The organism is Aquirufa aurantiipilula (assembly GCF_019923745.1).
Taxonomy (GTDB): Bacteria; Bacteroidota; Bacteroidia; order Cytophagales; family Spirosomataceae; genus Aquirufa; species Aquirufa aurantiipilula.
The window spans coordinates 311,370-324,203 of sequence record NZ_JAANOG010000001.1 but is presented as its reverse complement, the minus strand read 5'-3'; the positions used below and the strand labels follow the sequence as shown (position 1 = coordinate 324,203).

General features: G+C 35.7%; 15 protein-coding genes. 10 read left to right on the top strand and 5 right to left on the bottom strand.

What is annotated here, in order from left to right; translation table 11 throughout:
* Position 1: 1 nt before the first annotated feature.
* Genes G9H60_RS01440 through sucC form a run of 5 tightly spaced genes read right to left on the bottom strand, consistent with a single transcriptional unit; the run spans position 2 to position 4,085 of the window.
* Positions 2-952 (bottom strand): transketolase family protein, encoded by a 951-nt coding sequence (locus G9H60_RS01440; protein WP_223142335.1) that lies wholly within the window; start codon positions 950-952, stop codon positions 2-4.
* 9 nt (positions 953-961) lie between these two features.
* Complete coding sequence (locus tag G9H60_RS01435) at positions 962-1,819, bottom strand: transketolase (protein ID WP_223142334.1); 858 nt, start codon at positions 1,817-1,819, stop codon at positions 962-964.
* A gap of 9 nt (positions 1,820-1,828) precedes the next feature.
* A complete protein-coding gene (gene bcp / locus G9H60_RS01430; protein ID WP_223142333.1) occupies positions 1,829-2,275 on the bottom strand; it encodes a thioredoxin-dependent thiol peroxidase in 447 nt (148 codons plus the stop codon).
* Between the two features lies 1 nt (position 2,276).
* Positions 2,277-2,888 (bottom strand): fumarylacetoacetate hydrolase family protein, encoded by a 612-nt coding sequence (locus G9H60_RS01425; RefSeq protein WP_223142332.1) that lies wholly within the window; start codon positions 2,886-2,888, stop codon positions 2,277-2,279.
* Positions 2,889-2,894: 6 nt separating this feature from the next.
* On the bottom strand, positions 2,895-4,085 hold the full coding sequence (sucC, locus tag G9H60_RS01420) for an ADP-forming succinate--CoA ligase subunit beta (protein ID WP_223142331.1): 1,191 nt from the start codon (positions 4,083-4,085) through the stop codon (positions 2,895-2,897).
* 95 nt (positions 4,086-4,180) lie between these two features.
* Here sucC and G9H60_RS01415 point away from each other — a divergent pair, with 95 nt between their 5' ends.
* The 10 genes from G9H60_RS01415 to G9H60_RS01370 all read left to right on the top strand — a co-directional run bounded on the left by G9H60_RS01415 (position 4,181) and on the right by G9H60_RS01370 (position 12,810).
* Complete coding sequence (locus G9H60_RS01415) at positions 4,181-4,834, top strand: ABC transporter ATP-binding protein (protein WP_223142330.1); 654 nt, start codon at positions 4,181-4,183, stop codon at positions 4,832-4,834.
* A gap of 52 nt (positions 4,835-4,886) precedes the next feature.
* Positions 4,887-6,305: a tRNA (N6-isopentenyl adenosine(37)-C2)-methylthiotransferase MiaB gene (miaB, locus tag G9H60_RS01410; RefSeq protein ID WP_223142329.1), complete on the top strand. Its 1,419-nt coding sequence runs from the start codon at positions 4,887-4,889 to the stop codon at positions 6,303-6,305.
* 1 nt (position 6,306) lies between these two features.
* On the top strand, positions 6,307-7,617 hold the full coding sequence (locus G9H60_RS01405) for a sigma-54 interaction domain-containing protein (RefSeq protein WP_223142328.1): 1,311 nt from the start codon (positions 6,307-6,309) through the stop codon (positions 7,615-7,617).
* Positions 7,595-8,101, top strand: a complete 507-nt coding sequence (locus G9H60_RS01400; protein WP_223142327.1) for an LptE family protein — start codon at positions 7,595-7,597, stop codon at positions 8,099-8,101. Before G9H60_RS01405 ends, G9H60_RS01400 begins: the two co-directional genes overlap by 23 nt.
* Positions 8,102-8,104: 3 nt before the next feature.
* Positions 8,105-8,647: a hypothetical protein gene (locus G9H60_RS01395; RefSeq protein WP_223142326.1), complete on the top strand. Its 543-nt coding sequence runs from the start codon at positions 8,105-8,107 to the stop codon at positions 8,645-8,647.
* Positions 8,648-8,654: 7 nt separating this feature from the next.
* Positions 8,655-8,981, top strand: coding sequence for a preprotein translocase subunit SecG (gene secG, locus G9H60_RS01390; RefSeq protein ID WP_223142325.1), 327 nt, complete (start codon positions 8,655-8,657; stop codon positions 8,979-8,981).
* 134 nt (positions 8,982-9,115) lie between these two features.
* The gene (locus G9H60_RS01385; protein WP_109322939.1) at positions 9,116-9,394 is read left to right on the top strand and encodes a co-chaperone GroES; all 279 of its coding nucleotides are present in this window, start codon (positions 9,116-9,118) and stop codon (positions 9,392-9,394) included.
* A 46-nt stretch (positions 9,395-9,440) separates the two neighbouring features.
* Entirely contained in the window at positions 9,441-11,072 is a 1,632-nt protein-coding gene (gene groL / locus G9H60_RS01380; protein WP_109322938.1) for a chaperonin GroEL, read from the top strand.
* Between the two features lie 64 nt (positions 11,073-11,136).
* Entirely contained in the window at positions 11,137-11,661 is a 525-nt protein-coding gene (locus G9H60_RS01375; RefSeq protein ID WP_223142324.1) for a 5' nucleotidase, NT5C type, read from the top strand.
* 12 nt (positions 11,662-11,673) lie between these two features.
* Positions 11,674-12,810 (top strand): MFS transporter, encoded by a 1,137-nt coding sequence (locus tag G9H60_RS01370; protein ID WP_223142323.1) that lies wholly within the window; start codon positions 11,674-11,676, stop codon positions 12,808-12,810.
* Positions 12,811-12,834 lie beyond the last annotated feature (24 nt).

Sequence of the window (12,834 nt, the reverse complement as noted above, 5' to 3'; positions counted from 1 at the left end):
TCTATTTTCTAGTGATAGCTTTGAGTGATTTCTCCACAATAGCTGCCGCATTTAAACCATATTTTTCCATCAAATCTGCTGGTTTCCCAGATTCTCCAAATGAGTCGTTCACACCAACAAATTCTTGAACTGTCGGACGGTTTTGTGATAAAAATTGAGCTACTGAATCACCCAATCCTCCGTTAATTTGATGTTCTTCCGCAGTAACAACACAACCTGTTTTTGAGATCGAAGCTAAAATAGCAGCTGTATCCAAAGGTTTTATGGTGTGTATATTTAATACATCTGCTTTAATACCTTTTTCTTCAAGTATTTCAGCTGCTTGTATCGCTTCCCAAACCAAATGACCTGTGGCTAAAATTGTCACATCAGATCCTTCAATAAGATGAATGGCTTTACCAATTTCAAATTTTTGATTTTCAGGAGTAAATACCGGAACTACAGGACGACCAAAACGAAGATAAACTGGTCCTTCATACTCCGCAATGGCAATGGTTGCAGCCTTAGTTTGGTTGTAATCGCAAGGATTGATAACGACCATACCTGGAAGCATTTTCATTAAACCAATATCCTCTAAAATCTGGTGCGTAGCACCGTCTTCACCCAAAGTTAAACCAGCATGTGAACAACAAATTTTTACGTTTTTACCAGAATATGCTACTGATTGACGTATTTGATCATACACACGGCCTGTTCCAAAATTGGCAAACGTAGTTGCGAAAGGAATATATCCTCCAATAGCTAATCCTGCAGAAATACCAATCATGTTTGCTTCAGCAATACCTGTTTGGAAAAAACGTTCTGGACTATTTTTGATAAAAGCTTCTAATTTTAATGAGCCAATTAAATCAGCACATAAAGCCACAACCTTAGGATTGTTATGACTCAAATATTCCATTCCTGCACCAAAGCCTGAACGAGTATCTTTTTTTGTTTCGTAAGTAAACTTCATTGTAAATTATTAATAGTCGCCTAAAGTTTCGTTTAATTGTGCCAATGCGTCAGCTAATTGCTGGTCATTAGGTGCCACACCGTGCCACTTATGACTTCCCATCATGAAATCTACTCCCGCGCCCATTTCAGTCTTCATCAATATCATAATAGGAGAACCTTTACCCAATAAAGATTTTGCTTTAGCTAAAGTAGCTACCACCTCATCCATATCATTTCCATCCATACGCAAAACGTTCCAACCAAAAGCTTTATACTTAGCTTCTAGATCGCGATTACTCATCACTTTCTCAGTAGGACCGTCGATTTGTTGGCCATTTTCATCAATAAAGGCGATTAAATTATCAACTTGGTGATGAGGTGCATACATTGCTGCTTCCCATACTTGACCTTCATTTTGTTCTCCATCGCCCATTAAACAAAACACTGTAGATGGGTCATTTGAAAGTTTCTTGGCTTGAGCCGTTCCGATGGCCACACTTAAACCTTGCCCCAAAGAACCAGATGCAATGCGAATGCCTTCTAAGTGCTCATGAGGAGTAGGATGTCCTTGTAAACGTGAATTTAACTGTCTAAATGTACCTAATTCTTTAACTGGAAAATACCCCCTCCTAGCTAATACGCTGTATAATAAAGGTGAAATATGGCCATTTGAAAGATAAAAAATATCTTCATTGGCTCCGGACATATTAAAAACTACCTTTCCGTTAGCATCTTGTGCCAATTTCATGGAATTAAAATACAATTCCACTAATAGGTCAGTACAACCTAATGAACCACCAGGGTGACCAGATTGACAAGCATGAACTTGACGAAGAATATCTCTTCGTACTTGGCTTGCTACATTTTTTAATTCTTGTGTTTGCATAAAAATAAATTAGTGGATCTGAGAACTATGATTTTTAGTATCCACTTTGGCTATAATATCCGTAATAATTCCGTTTTCATCGATTAAAAACGTAGTTCTAGCGGTTCCCATATATGATTTACCGTACATGGATTTCTCAACCCAAACTCCGTATTTGCTGACTAATTCGTGTTCGGTATCCGCTAAAAGAGAGAAATTTAATTGATATTTTTTCTTGAATTTGGTGTGGGCTACATTAGAATCTACACTGACCCCAATAACTCGGTATCCTTTGGAAGTCAAATAATCTAAATTTTCATTTAGATTACAAGCTTGAGCTGTACAGCCAGGAGTATCATCCTTTGGATAAAAATATAGAACCACTTTATTGCCTTTTAATGCAGATAAATCGACCAAAAGACCATCAGAATCCATCATACTAAATGCGGGAGCTGCATCACCAATTTGTAAACTCATGTTAAGAGATGTTTAAATCAAATAATTTATCTTCATACAGGTATCCGCTTAATTTATCACCAATTTTAACAGGTCCTACTCCGGAAGGAGTTCCTGTAAAAATGTAATCACCTGTTTTCAATGTAAAATATTGAGAAATGTCAGCAATTAGCTCACTGATATTCCAAATCATCAGATTACTTTCTCCAGACTGAACGGTCAAACCGTTAATATCCAAATGAAAAGGTATTGATTGCTCTAATTCACCCTCCTTAAGTGGTCGTATACTTGAAACAAATGCAGAACCATTAAAAGCCTTTGATTTTTCCCAGGGAAGACCTTTCTCTTTCAATTTAGCCTGCAAATCACGAGCCGTGAAATCAATACCTAAACCTATTCCATCAATGTATTTATGGGCAAATTTAGATTCAATATTCTTTCCCACTTTTGAAATCCGAAAAACCAATTCAATTTCATGGTGTACATCATGAGAAAAACTCGGATAGTAAAAATCCGAGTTTTGATCTAATAATGCCGTGTCTGGCTTTAAAAAAATTACTGGATCTTTGGGTTTTTCATTTGATAACTCCTTAATGTGATCCACATAATTCCTTCCTACACAGATAATTTTCATAAAATATTATTTCAATACTTCCGAAACCAATTTGGCTGCATCTTTTAACAAGACAGCAGAGAATACTTTTAGACCAGAATTATTAATGATAGCTGCTCCCTCTTCTGCATTAGTTCCTTGTAAACGTACAATGATAGGCACATTAATTTCACCGATGTTTTTGTAGGCCTCTACAACTCCATTAGCCACACGATCACAACGTACAATACCACCAAATATATTAATCAAAATAGCTTTTACATTTGGATCTTGTAAAATGATACGGAAACCTGCTTCTACCGTTTTAGCATTAGCTCCACCCCCAACATCAAGAAAATTAGCGGGTTCACCACCTGATAACTTAATAATATCCATGGTTGCCATGGCTAAACCTGCTCCGTTCACCATACAACCTACGTTACCATCTAATTTTACGTAGTTTAAATCATTTTCAGACGCTTCCACTTCCAAAGGATCTTCTTCAGAAATATCACGTAAAACAGCTAAGTCTTTGTGACGATATAGAGCATTGTCATCTAAGTTAACTTTAGCATCTACAGCTAAAATTTTATCATCTGACGTTTTTAAAACTGGATTGATTTCAAACATGGAAGAATCTGTTTCCACGTAAGCCTTGTACAAGAATTGAATGAACTTCACCATTTCTTTCAAAGCTTGGCCACTTAAGCCCAACATGAAAGCAATTTTACGTGCTTGAAAATCTTGTAATCCAACACGTGGGTCAATCCACTCTTTAATGATTTTTTCTGGGCTATGCTCAGCTACTTCCTCAATATCCATTCCACCTTCAGTAGATGCCATGATTACATTGCAAGCACGACCACGATCTAATAAAATCGATAAATAGTATTCTTTAGGTTCTGAATCGCCAGGATAATAAACATCCTCGCTAATTAAAACTTTATTTACCTTTTTACCTTCTGGGCCAGTTTGGTGGGTGATCAATTGCATGCCCAAAATTTGAGAAACACGCTCATTAACCTCATCCATGTTCTTAGCAAGCTTTACTCCTCCTCCTTTTCCACGTCCACCCGCATGAATCTGAGCTTTAACCACAAACCAGCCTGTGCCTGTTTGTGCCTTTAAAGCTTCAGCTGCTGAAGTAGCATCTTCCAACTTGTCAACAACAATACCCTCTTGAATCCTTACCCCGTAACTTTTTAAAATTTCTTTTGCTTGGTATTCGTGAATATTCATTTATCAAAATTTTTATTTCGTGAAATTACTATTTATTTGCCAAACTTTTAAAATCTTATTGTATCAATCGTATTTTATAAAAAAAAGACAAAAAAATGTTAGAATTAAAAAATATTTCCAAATCCTATGGGACTCAATTAATTCTGGACGACATATCTTTTACTATAAATAATAATGAATTAATCTCCATTCTGGGACCTTCAGGTTCAGGTAAAAGTACCCTATTACAAATCATTGGTATATTAACAAACTACAATTCAGGTGAAATCTACTTGGATGGTGTAGCTTATTCTAGTTTGAATGAACATGAACAAAGTTTTTTTAGAAATAATAAAATGGGGTTCGTATTTCAATTTCATCATTTGTTAGGCGAGTTTTCATGTGAAGAAAATATCAAATTCCCTCTGTTCATTCGAGGGGGTAAATTATCTCAAGAAGATGACGAGTTCTTTGATAAAATTGTGAATAAGCTAGGTATCGTTAATATCCTTAAAAAGTTTCCAGGTCAAATATCCGGTGGAGAACAGCAGCGAGTGGCTGTAGCTAGAGCTTTAATCAATCGTCCTAGCCTCCTTTTGGCTGATGAGCCTACAGGTAATTTGGATAAAAATAATGCAGAAAACCTCTACGACTTATTTTTAGAATTAAAACAAGATTGGAATCAAAGAATTATCATGGTTACCCACAATGAAGCACTAACTCATCAATCTGATCAAGTAATTATTTTAAATTCTGGCAAGATTCAATAGTCATTGTCTGACAAAATGTCATAAATTTGTGAATTAATTCAATTTTTAATTCATGCAAGATTTAAAAGTACTCTCACCAGAGGAGATAAAAGGATTGGATGAACCGAGAATTTCACCCAGTCAAAATCAAACAGATTTTTCGAAAAAGATTTATTTAGAAAGTTACGGCTGTCAAATGAATTTTGCCGATTCAGAAGTGGTGACTTCCATTTTGATGGAACAAGGTTATTCTACTACTTCCAATATACATGAAGCTGATACTATTTTATTGAATACCTGCGCCATTCGAGAAAACGCAGAACAAAAGATCCGGCATCGTTTACAGAGTTTCAAGCCTATTAAAGCTAAAAATCCACATATTACCGTAGGTATTTTAGGATGTATGGCTGAGCGACTAAAAACAAAATTACTAGAAGAAGAGAAAATTGTTGATTTGGTAGCTGGACCAGATGCTTATCGTGATTTACCGCGCCTTTTGGAAGAAATAGAAGATGGGAATAAGGCCGTTAATGTCTTTTTGTCTAGGGAAGAAACTTATGGCAATATTGAACCCGTTCGTTTGCATACCAATGGAGTTACGGCATTAGTTAGTATTATGCGTGGATGTAATAATATGTGTTCCTTTTGTGTGGTGCCTTATACACGTGGTCGTGAAAGATCTAGAGATTTAGATTCTATTTTGAAAGAATGTACTTCACTTTTTGAAGCTGGATACCGAGAAGTAACCTTATTAGGTCAAAATGTAGATTCCTATCATTGGCAAAATCCTGAAACGAATCAATCAATCAATTTTGCCCAGCTATTAGAAAAAGTGGCTCAATTGACCCCAGAACTTCGTGTTAGGTTCTCTACCTCACATCCCAAGGATATTACAAACGATGTGTTATATACAATGTCAAAGTATGGTAATATCTGTAAGAACATTCATTTGCCAGCTCAAAGTGGAAATAACCGAATTTTGGATTTAATGAATCGGACTTATACCAGAGAATGGTATTTAGAAAGAATACATTCGATACGCCAAATATTAGGGGAATCTTGTGGTATATCCCATGATTTTATTGCTGGATTTTGTTCTGAAACAGAAGAAGAACATCAGGATTCATTGAGCTTATTGGAAGAAGTAAAGTATGATTTTGGGTATATGTTTTCTTATTCAGAAAGACCAGGGACTCCTGCTGAAAAGAAATTAGCAGATGATATTCCTGAAGAAACGAAAAAAAGAAGACTACAAGAAATCATAGATCTTCAAAGAATTCATTCTGCCTATCGAAATCAACAAATGATAGGGTCAATACAACGTGTTTTGGTGGAAGGTGATTCAAAAAAATCTTCTGCCCATCATTTTGGAAGAACAGATAATAATAAGGTAGTTGTTTTTCCTAAAAATGATGAAATGAAAGGGAAATTTGTAGATGTAAAAATAACTCATTGTACTTCAGGAACTTTATTAGGAGAATTAATCAATTAATATGGAATCAAGTCATCTGAATGCCATTAAAGCGCGCTTTGGAATAATAGGTAACTCTTCTGCCCTATTGCGTGCTATTTCAGTTGCGGAGCAAGTTGCACCCACTGACATGACTGTGCTGATTACAGGAGAAAGTGGATCTGGAAAAGAATCATTTTCCAAAATTATTCACTCCTTATCCAAAAGAAAACATGGCCAATTCATAGCAGTTAACTGTGGAGCTATTCCCGAAGGAACCATTGATTCTGAATTATTTGGGCATGAAAAAGGTTCATTCACAGGTGCTATAGAAGCTCGAAAAGGATATTTTGAGGTTACAGATGGAGGAACAATCTTTTTAGATGAAATAGCTGAAATGCCATTGGGGACGCAAGCTAGACTATTGCGTGTCTTAGAAAATGGAGAATTTTACCGTGTTGGTTCATCCAAAGTTCAAAAGACTAATACCCGCGTGGTTGCTGCTACCAATGTTAATTTACAAGATGCTATAACATCTGGTAAGTTCAGAGAAGATTTATATTACCGACTTTGTACCGTACCAATTTATGTGCCGCCTCTGAGAGAACGTGGAGATGATATTGAATTACTTTTCAGAAAATTCACCACGGACTTTTCCGAGTTACATCGCGTAAAACCGATTATGTTGACACGTGAAGCCAAGGAATTGCTTCAAAAACAGCGTTTTCCAGGAAATATTCGTCAGTTGAAAAATTTAGCCGAGCAAATTTCCGTCTTGGAGGTTGGAGATCGAATAGTAGATGATGTTAAGCTTCAGTATTATTTGGAATTCAATGAGCCGAAAATCAATTCATCTGTTATTAAAGGGGATTTTTTTACCAGTCCTGAAGGTATTAACGAAAGGGAAATACTTTATAAGATCTTGTTTGATTTAAAGCGAGATGTTACTGAGTTAAAGAAAATACTCTTGAAAGTCATTGAGTCTGGAAATACCAATGCTTATGATATTATTTCTAATAACATGTCGATCTTCGAAGACATTAAACCTGAATTCTCCGATCTACAAAAGAATTTAACACTTCCTTCTACTCCAAGTGTTGTTGAAGTCAATCCCAATCCTATTGAGATTCATCCAATATCCAATTCCAACATGGAAGAAGATATTAATTTTGAAGATGTAAGTGCTCAGGTTCAAGATGTCACTTTGTCACTTGAAAAACAAGAAAAGGAAATCATTATCCGTGCATTAAAGAAAAACCGTAATAAGCGTAAATACGCTGCTAAAGATTTAGGAATCTCGGAAAGAACCTTGTATCGAAAAATTAAACAATATGATCTGGAAGATATTGCCTAGGCTTTTTGTACTTATTGGTTTTTTACCACTTTTTAGTGGTTGTTATAGTTTTAAGGGAGCTAGTCTATCTCCTGAGTTAAAAACCATCCAGATAAGTAATATCCGCATGGAAACAGCTGGAGGACCTGCTAATTTGAGTTTAGATGTAAACGAGCGATTAAAGGAATATTTTCAACGAAATACATCTCTCAAACTAACCACTCAGGCACCTGATTTATTGTTGGAAGGCACAATCGTTGGATATGAATTAAGCCCACAAGCTCCTACATCTGACGATAAAGCTGGTTTAAATCGTTTGACTCTCCGAATACAATTTAGATTGACTAATCGACTAGATGAGAACAAAAACTTTGATCAGGAATTTTCGTTTTATCAAGATTTTCCTCAAAATCAAACTTTAAATCAGGTTGAGAAAACATTGATTCCTAAATTAGTGGATCAAATAATCTTAGATTTATTTAATAAAATTGCTGGAGACTGGTAAAGCATGGAAAATAAGGCACAAGATTTATGGTTTCTTTTAAATAAAATAGATCGAAGTAATTTGAGTCTACAGCACACGTTTGATGCCGACAAAGAATCATATCCTTATTTCTATTTATTGTTTTGGAATGAAAAATTCAATCCAAACCAGCAAAAAAAGATTGCATTACAATCCACTTCTAGAAAGCATTATTTTGAATCCATCTTTGATATTGAAGAGATGGCTGCACCATATGTCGAATTAGAGAGTTTTAAGACGGTGATTCCTGATGTTACCGAACAAATGCAGGTCATTGATGATTTTTTACAAAACTTACCAAGTATAGCTCGGCCTAAAAAGCATGTTTCAGATGAAGACACAGATGTTTTGGATTTAGCTGAACTTAAAAATGTAATTCCTGTATCTGAAACTTTTGCCAAAATTTTGGAGCGACAAGAAAAATATGAAAGAGCAATTGAGATGTATGAAAAATTAAGTTTGATTAAACCTGAAAAAAGCCTTTACTTTGCATCTCGAATTTCCGAATTGAAACATAAATTAATTTAAATAAACGATGTTCACCGTATTAATTTCTCTTATAGTTCTTTTTTCAGCACTTCTAATCATCTTGATTTTAGTTCAAAATCCTAAAGGTGGTGGTATTAGTGGAGAATTTTCTTCTGCAGGCGCTACTCAAATGTTTGGAGTACAAAAAACAGGAGATTTAGTAGAACAATTAACTTGGGGTTTTTCCATCAGTATCTTGGTATTAGTTTTATTAACTAATTTCACTCTTTCTTCAGGAACTACAGATGCTACCCAGTCTGTGAATGTGGAAAAAGCTGCCGGTAAAACATTACCAGCTGCCCCTGCTCCTAGCCCTGCTGCACCAGCTAAATAGTCAGACTGACATTACTTGCCGAATAACTGACAATTTTACAGCTTAATTTTTTTGGCACACATCATGCTGATAAATGGAAAGTCCTTAGATGATAAGGACTTTTTATATGTTAATAACTTAAAATCTATATTATTATGTCAAAATTAAGTATCAAGCCCTTAGCAGATCGGGTTGTTGTTGAGCCTGCTCAAGCTGAAGAAAAAACTGCTTTTGGTATCATTATCCCTGATACTGCTAAAGAGAAACCACAAAAAGGTACCATTGTTGCCGTAGGAAATGGCAAAAAAGATGAGCCTATCACTGTAAATGTAGGTGACTCTGTATTGTATGGTAAATATTCTGGAACTGAGATCACTATCGATGGAAAAGATTATTTAATCATGCGTGAGTCTGACATTTTTGCAGTTTTATAGTTTTCATACTTTAAAATATTTCAACCAGTAAAATTTATTTAACAAAATGGCAAAAGAACTATATTTTGACACCGAGGCGAGAGAAAAAATGAAAAGAGGGGTTGATACCCTTGCGAACGCCGTAAAAGTAACATTAGGACCTAAAGGACGTAATGTTATCATTGATAAAAAATTTGGATCCCCTTCTATTACTAAAGATGGTGTATCTGTAGCAAAAGAAATTGAATTAGAGGACGCTGTGGAAAACATGGGTGCTCAATTAGTAAAAGAAGTAGCTTCCAAAACAGCAGATCAAGCAGGTGATGGTACAACTACTGCTACTGTTTTAGCACAATCAATTTATACCATTGGTTCTAAGAACGTAGCTGCTGGTGCAAATCCAATGGATTTGAAACGTGGTATCGAGAAAGCTGTTGAGGCTATCGTTGGTAACTTGAGAACTCAATCCCGTCCTATCACTACATCTACTGAAATAGCTCAAGTAGCTACTATCTCAGCGAACAATGATGTTGAAATCGGTCAAATGATTTCTTCAGCAATGGAAAAAGTTGGTCGTGAAGGTGTTATCACTGTTGAAGAGGCACGTGGTACTGAGACAGAAGTAAAAACAGTAGAAGGTATGCAATTTGACCGTGGATATTTATCTGCGTATTTTGTGACTAACACTGACAAAATGGAAGTGGAATTAGAAAAACCTTTCATTTTGATTTCTGAAAAGAAAGTTTCTTCTATGAAAGAATTACTTCCAGTATTGGAAGCAGTTGCACAAACTGGCCGTCCATTGTTAATCATCTCAGAAGATGTTGATGGTGAGGCTCTTGCTACTTTAGTAGTTAACAAAATCCGTGGTGCTCTGAAAGTAGCTGCTGTTAAAGCTCCTGGTTTTGGTGACCGTAGAAAAGCTATGTTAGAAGACATCGCTATCTTAACAGGTGGTACTGTTATCGCTGAAGAAAGAGGATTCAAATTAGAAAATGCTACTTTGGAATACCTTGGACAAGCTGAGAAAGTAATCATTGACAAAGACAACACAACAGTTGTTAATGGAAATGGTTCTAAAGACGATATCGAGAATCGTGTAAATCAAATCAAAGCGCAAATTGAAAACACGACTTCAGATTATGATCGTGAAAAATTACAAGAGCGTTTAGCAAAACTTTCAGGTGGTGTGGCTATCCTTTACATTGGAGCTGCTACTGAAGTTGAAATGAAAGAAAAGAAAGATCGTGTGGATGATGCTTTGCACGCTACTAGAGCTGCTGTAGAAGAAGGAATCGTAGCTGGTGGTGGTGTTGCTTTAATTCGTGCTATCAGTGCATTAGATACCTTGACTGGCGAAAACGAAGACCAAAATACGGGTATTAATATCATTCGTCAAGCAGTAGAATCTCCTTTACGTACTATCGTTTCTAATGCAGGTGGTGAAGGTTCTGTTGTTATCAATGCTGTTAAGGCAGGAAAAGATGACTTCGGATACAATGCACGTGAAGACAAATACGAGAATATGATTGCGGCGGGTATTATTGACCCAACTAAAGTAACTCGTTTGGCTTTAGAAAATGCTGCATCTATCGCAGGATTATTATTAACTACAGAATGTGTCATTGCTGATAAACCAGCTGCTGAACCTGCTCATGGTCATGGACCTGGCGGAGGCGGAATGGGTGGCATGATGTAATTTTATTAGATTTTTTAGTGAAAACTCCCCATCTTTGGGGAGTTTTTTTTTACATATACTCTCGATGAAAAGAATTGCCATTGATATGGATGACGTATTAGCCGATACGTCCATTAAAATTGTTGATCAAATAAATCAGCGCTTAAATAAGTCATATTCACATGATGAGTTAGTCCAAAGTGATGCACTTAAATTAGCCTTTTATGAAGATTATCAAGCAAACAATCAATTCCTCTGGGAGCCAGGCTTTTTTCTAGATATTGAAGTAAAGCAAGATGCTATTGAAGTTGTAAAACAATTGCAAGAAAAATACGAAGTTTTCATTGTTTCAGCAGCTACTGAATTTCCAGAATCCATGAAGGAAAAATTGATTTGGCTTGAACAACACTTCCCTTTCATAGGTTGGAAACATACTGTTTTTTGTGGTCATAAATACATGATTCAAGCTGATTATCTAATTGATGATCACGAAAAAAATCTTGCTTCATTTACTGGCAAACCAATACTTTATTCAGCACTGCATAACCTTCATATACACGACTACGAACGTGTCAATACTTGGAAGGAAGTAGGTCATTTATTTTTATAGTTATTGATTTCTATGCTTCAAGCAAGACTTGCTATTAGTGTATTGTTCTTATTGTGCGGATTGAATTTTGCCTCTTGGGCAACCAGAATACCCTATTTCAAAGAATCCTTATCTTTATCAGATGCCGAATTAGGTAGTATTTTAATGGGCTTACCTATTGGTTCTATGGTATCGCTCCCACTTGCAGGCTGGTTAATAGCCCGTTATAATTCAAAAGTTATTTGCTTACTAGCTGTTGTTTTATATATCGTCATCTTACCAGCTTTAACATTTATTTCAAGTTCTTTATTCCTCTTTTTAGGATTATTTTCTTTTGGAATGGCTGGAGATATTTTAAATATATCCATGAATACCCAAGTTGTTACACTTGAAAAGTTAACGAACAAAAAAATCATGTCTTCCTTTCATGCCATATTTTCCATAGGATTGATGTTAGGATCCTTAATGGGCGGATATTTGGTGAAAGAAGAATTTACATTAGAATACCATTTTTACCTTGTAGCACTATGTAATGTGGCTTGCATCGTTGGAGTTTATAAGTATTTATTAGCCGATAGTAAAAATTTGGATTCCAATAGCGAGGTGGTTCAAGCTAAATTTAAAATTAATAATTACCTCTTAATACTTTCATTTATAGCTTTTTGTGGAATGCTTTGTGAAGGAGCTATGGCTGACTGGATTAGTCTCTATTTTAAGCAATTACCTGATTTACAAGGCTATTCTTTCACCATTGGTTTTTCATCATTTGCTTTTTCTATGGTGATTGGGCGTTTCCTGGGAGATTGGGTTGCCAAACATATTTCTATCAGAAACATTCTGATGTTCAACGGAATATTAATTGCAGCAGGAATGAGTATCACCGTGTTTTTCACTCAAGTTCATGTGTTAATTTTGGGCTGTTTTATAACTGGCTTAGGTATTTCCACCATAGTGCCCATGATATATTCACAAGCTGGAAATACGAGAGATACCTCACCGGCCATGGCTATAGCAGCGGTTTCTACTATCGCTTATATCGGTTTTATTCTAGGACCTGTTGTAATAGGCTTTCTTTCTGAATACTTTGGTCTTCAACAAGCATTAATACTTCTTATCATATTAGGAGCTTTAGCTAGTGGTATTAGCAAATTTGCCTTAGACAAAGAATAAGTAAAATATTGAATTTTTCGAGTA

Excerpts from the sequence above, each read along its gene's own strand:
- G9H60_RS01395 (WP_223142326.1), top strand. The coding sequence starts at position 8,105 with ATGGAAAATAAGGCACAAGATTTATGGTTTCTTTTAAATAAAATAGAT.
- G9H60_RS01440 (WP_223142335.1), bottom strand. The coding sequence starts at position 952 with ATGAAGTTTACTTACGAAACAAAAAAAGATACTCGTTCAGGCTTTGGT.
- secG (WP_223142325.1), top strand. The coding sequence starts at position 8,655 with ATGTTCACCGTATTAATTTCTCTTATAGTTCTTTTTTCAGCACTTCTA.
- G9H60_RS01415 (WP_223142330.1), top strand. The coding sequence starts at position 4,181 with ATGTTAGAATTAAAAAATATTTCCAAATCCTATGGGACTCAATTAATT.
- G9H60_RS01385 (WP_109322939.1), top strand. The coding sequence starts at position 9,116 with ATGTCAAAATTAAGTATCAAGCCCTTAGCAGATCGGGTTGTTGTTGAG.
- sucC (WP_223142331.1), bottom strand. The coding sequence starts at position 4,085 with ATGAATATTCACGAATACCAAGCAAAAGAAATTTTAAAAAGTTACGGG.
- G9H60_RS01375 (WP_223142324.1), top strand. The coding sequence starts at position 11,137 with ATGAAAAGAATTGCCATTGATATGGATGACGTATTAGCCGATACGTCC.
- G9H60_RS01435 (WP_223142334.1), bottom strand. The coding sequence starts at position 1,819 with ATGCAAACACAAGAATTAAAAAATGTAGCAAGCCAAGTACGAAGAGAT.
- groL (WP_109322938.1), top strand. The coding sequence starts at position 9,441 with ATGGCAAAAGAACTATATTTTGACACCGAGGCGAGAGAAAAAATGAAA.
- miaB (WP_223142329.1), top strand. The coding sequence starts at position 4,887 with ATGCAAGATTTAAAAGTACTCTCACCAGAGGAGATAAAAGGATTGGAT.
- G9H60_RS01405 (WP_223142328.1), top strand. The coding sequence starts at position 6,307 with ATGGAATCAAGTCATCTGAATGCCATTAAAGCGCGCTTTGGAATAATA.
- G9H60_RS01370 (WP_223142323.1), top strand. The coding sequence starts at position 11,674 with ATGCTTCAAGCAAGACTTGCTATTAGTGTATTGTTCTTATTGTGCGGA.
- G9H60_RS01400 (WP_223142327.1), top strand. The coding sequence starts at position 7,595 with ATGATCTGGAAGATATTGCCTAGGCTTTTTGTACTTATTGGTTTTTTA.
- bcp (WP_223142333.1), bottom strand. The coding sequence starts at position 2,275 with ATGAGTTTACAAATTGGTGATGCAGCTCCCGCATTTAGTATGATGGAT.
- G9H60_RS01425 (WP_223142332.1), bottom strand. The coding sequence starts at position 2,888 with ATGAAAATTATCTGTGTAGGAAGGAATTATGTGGATCACATTAAGGAG.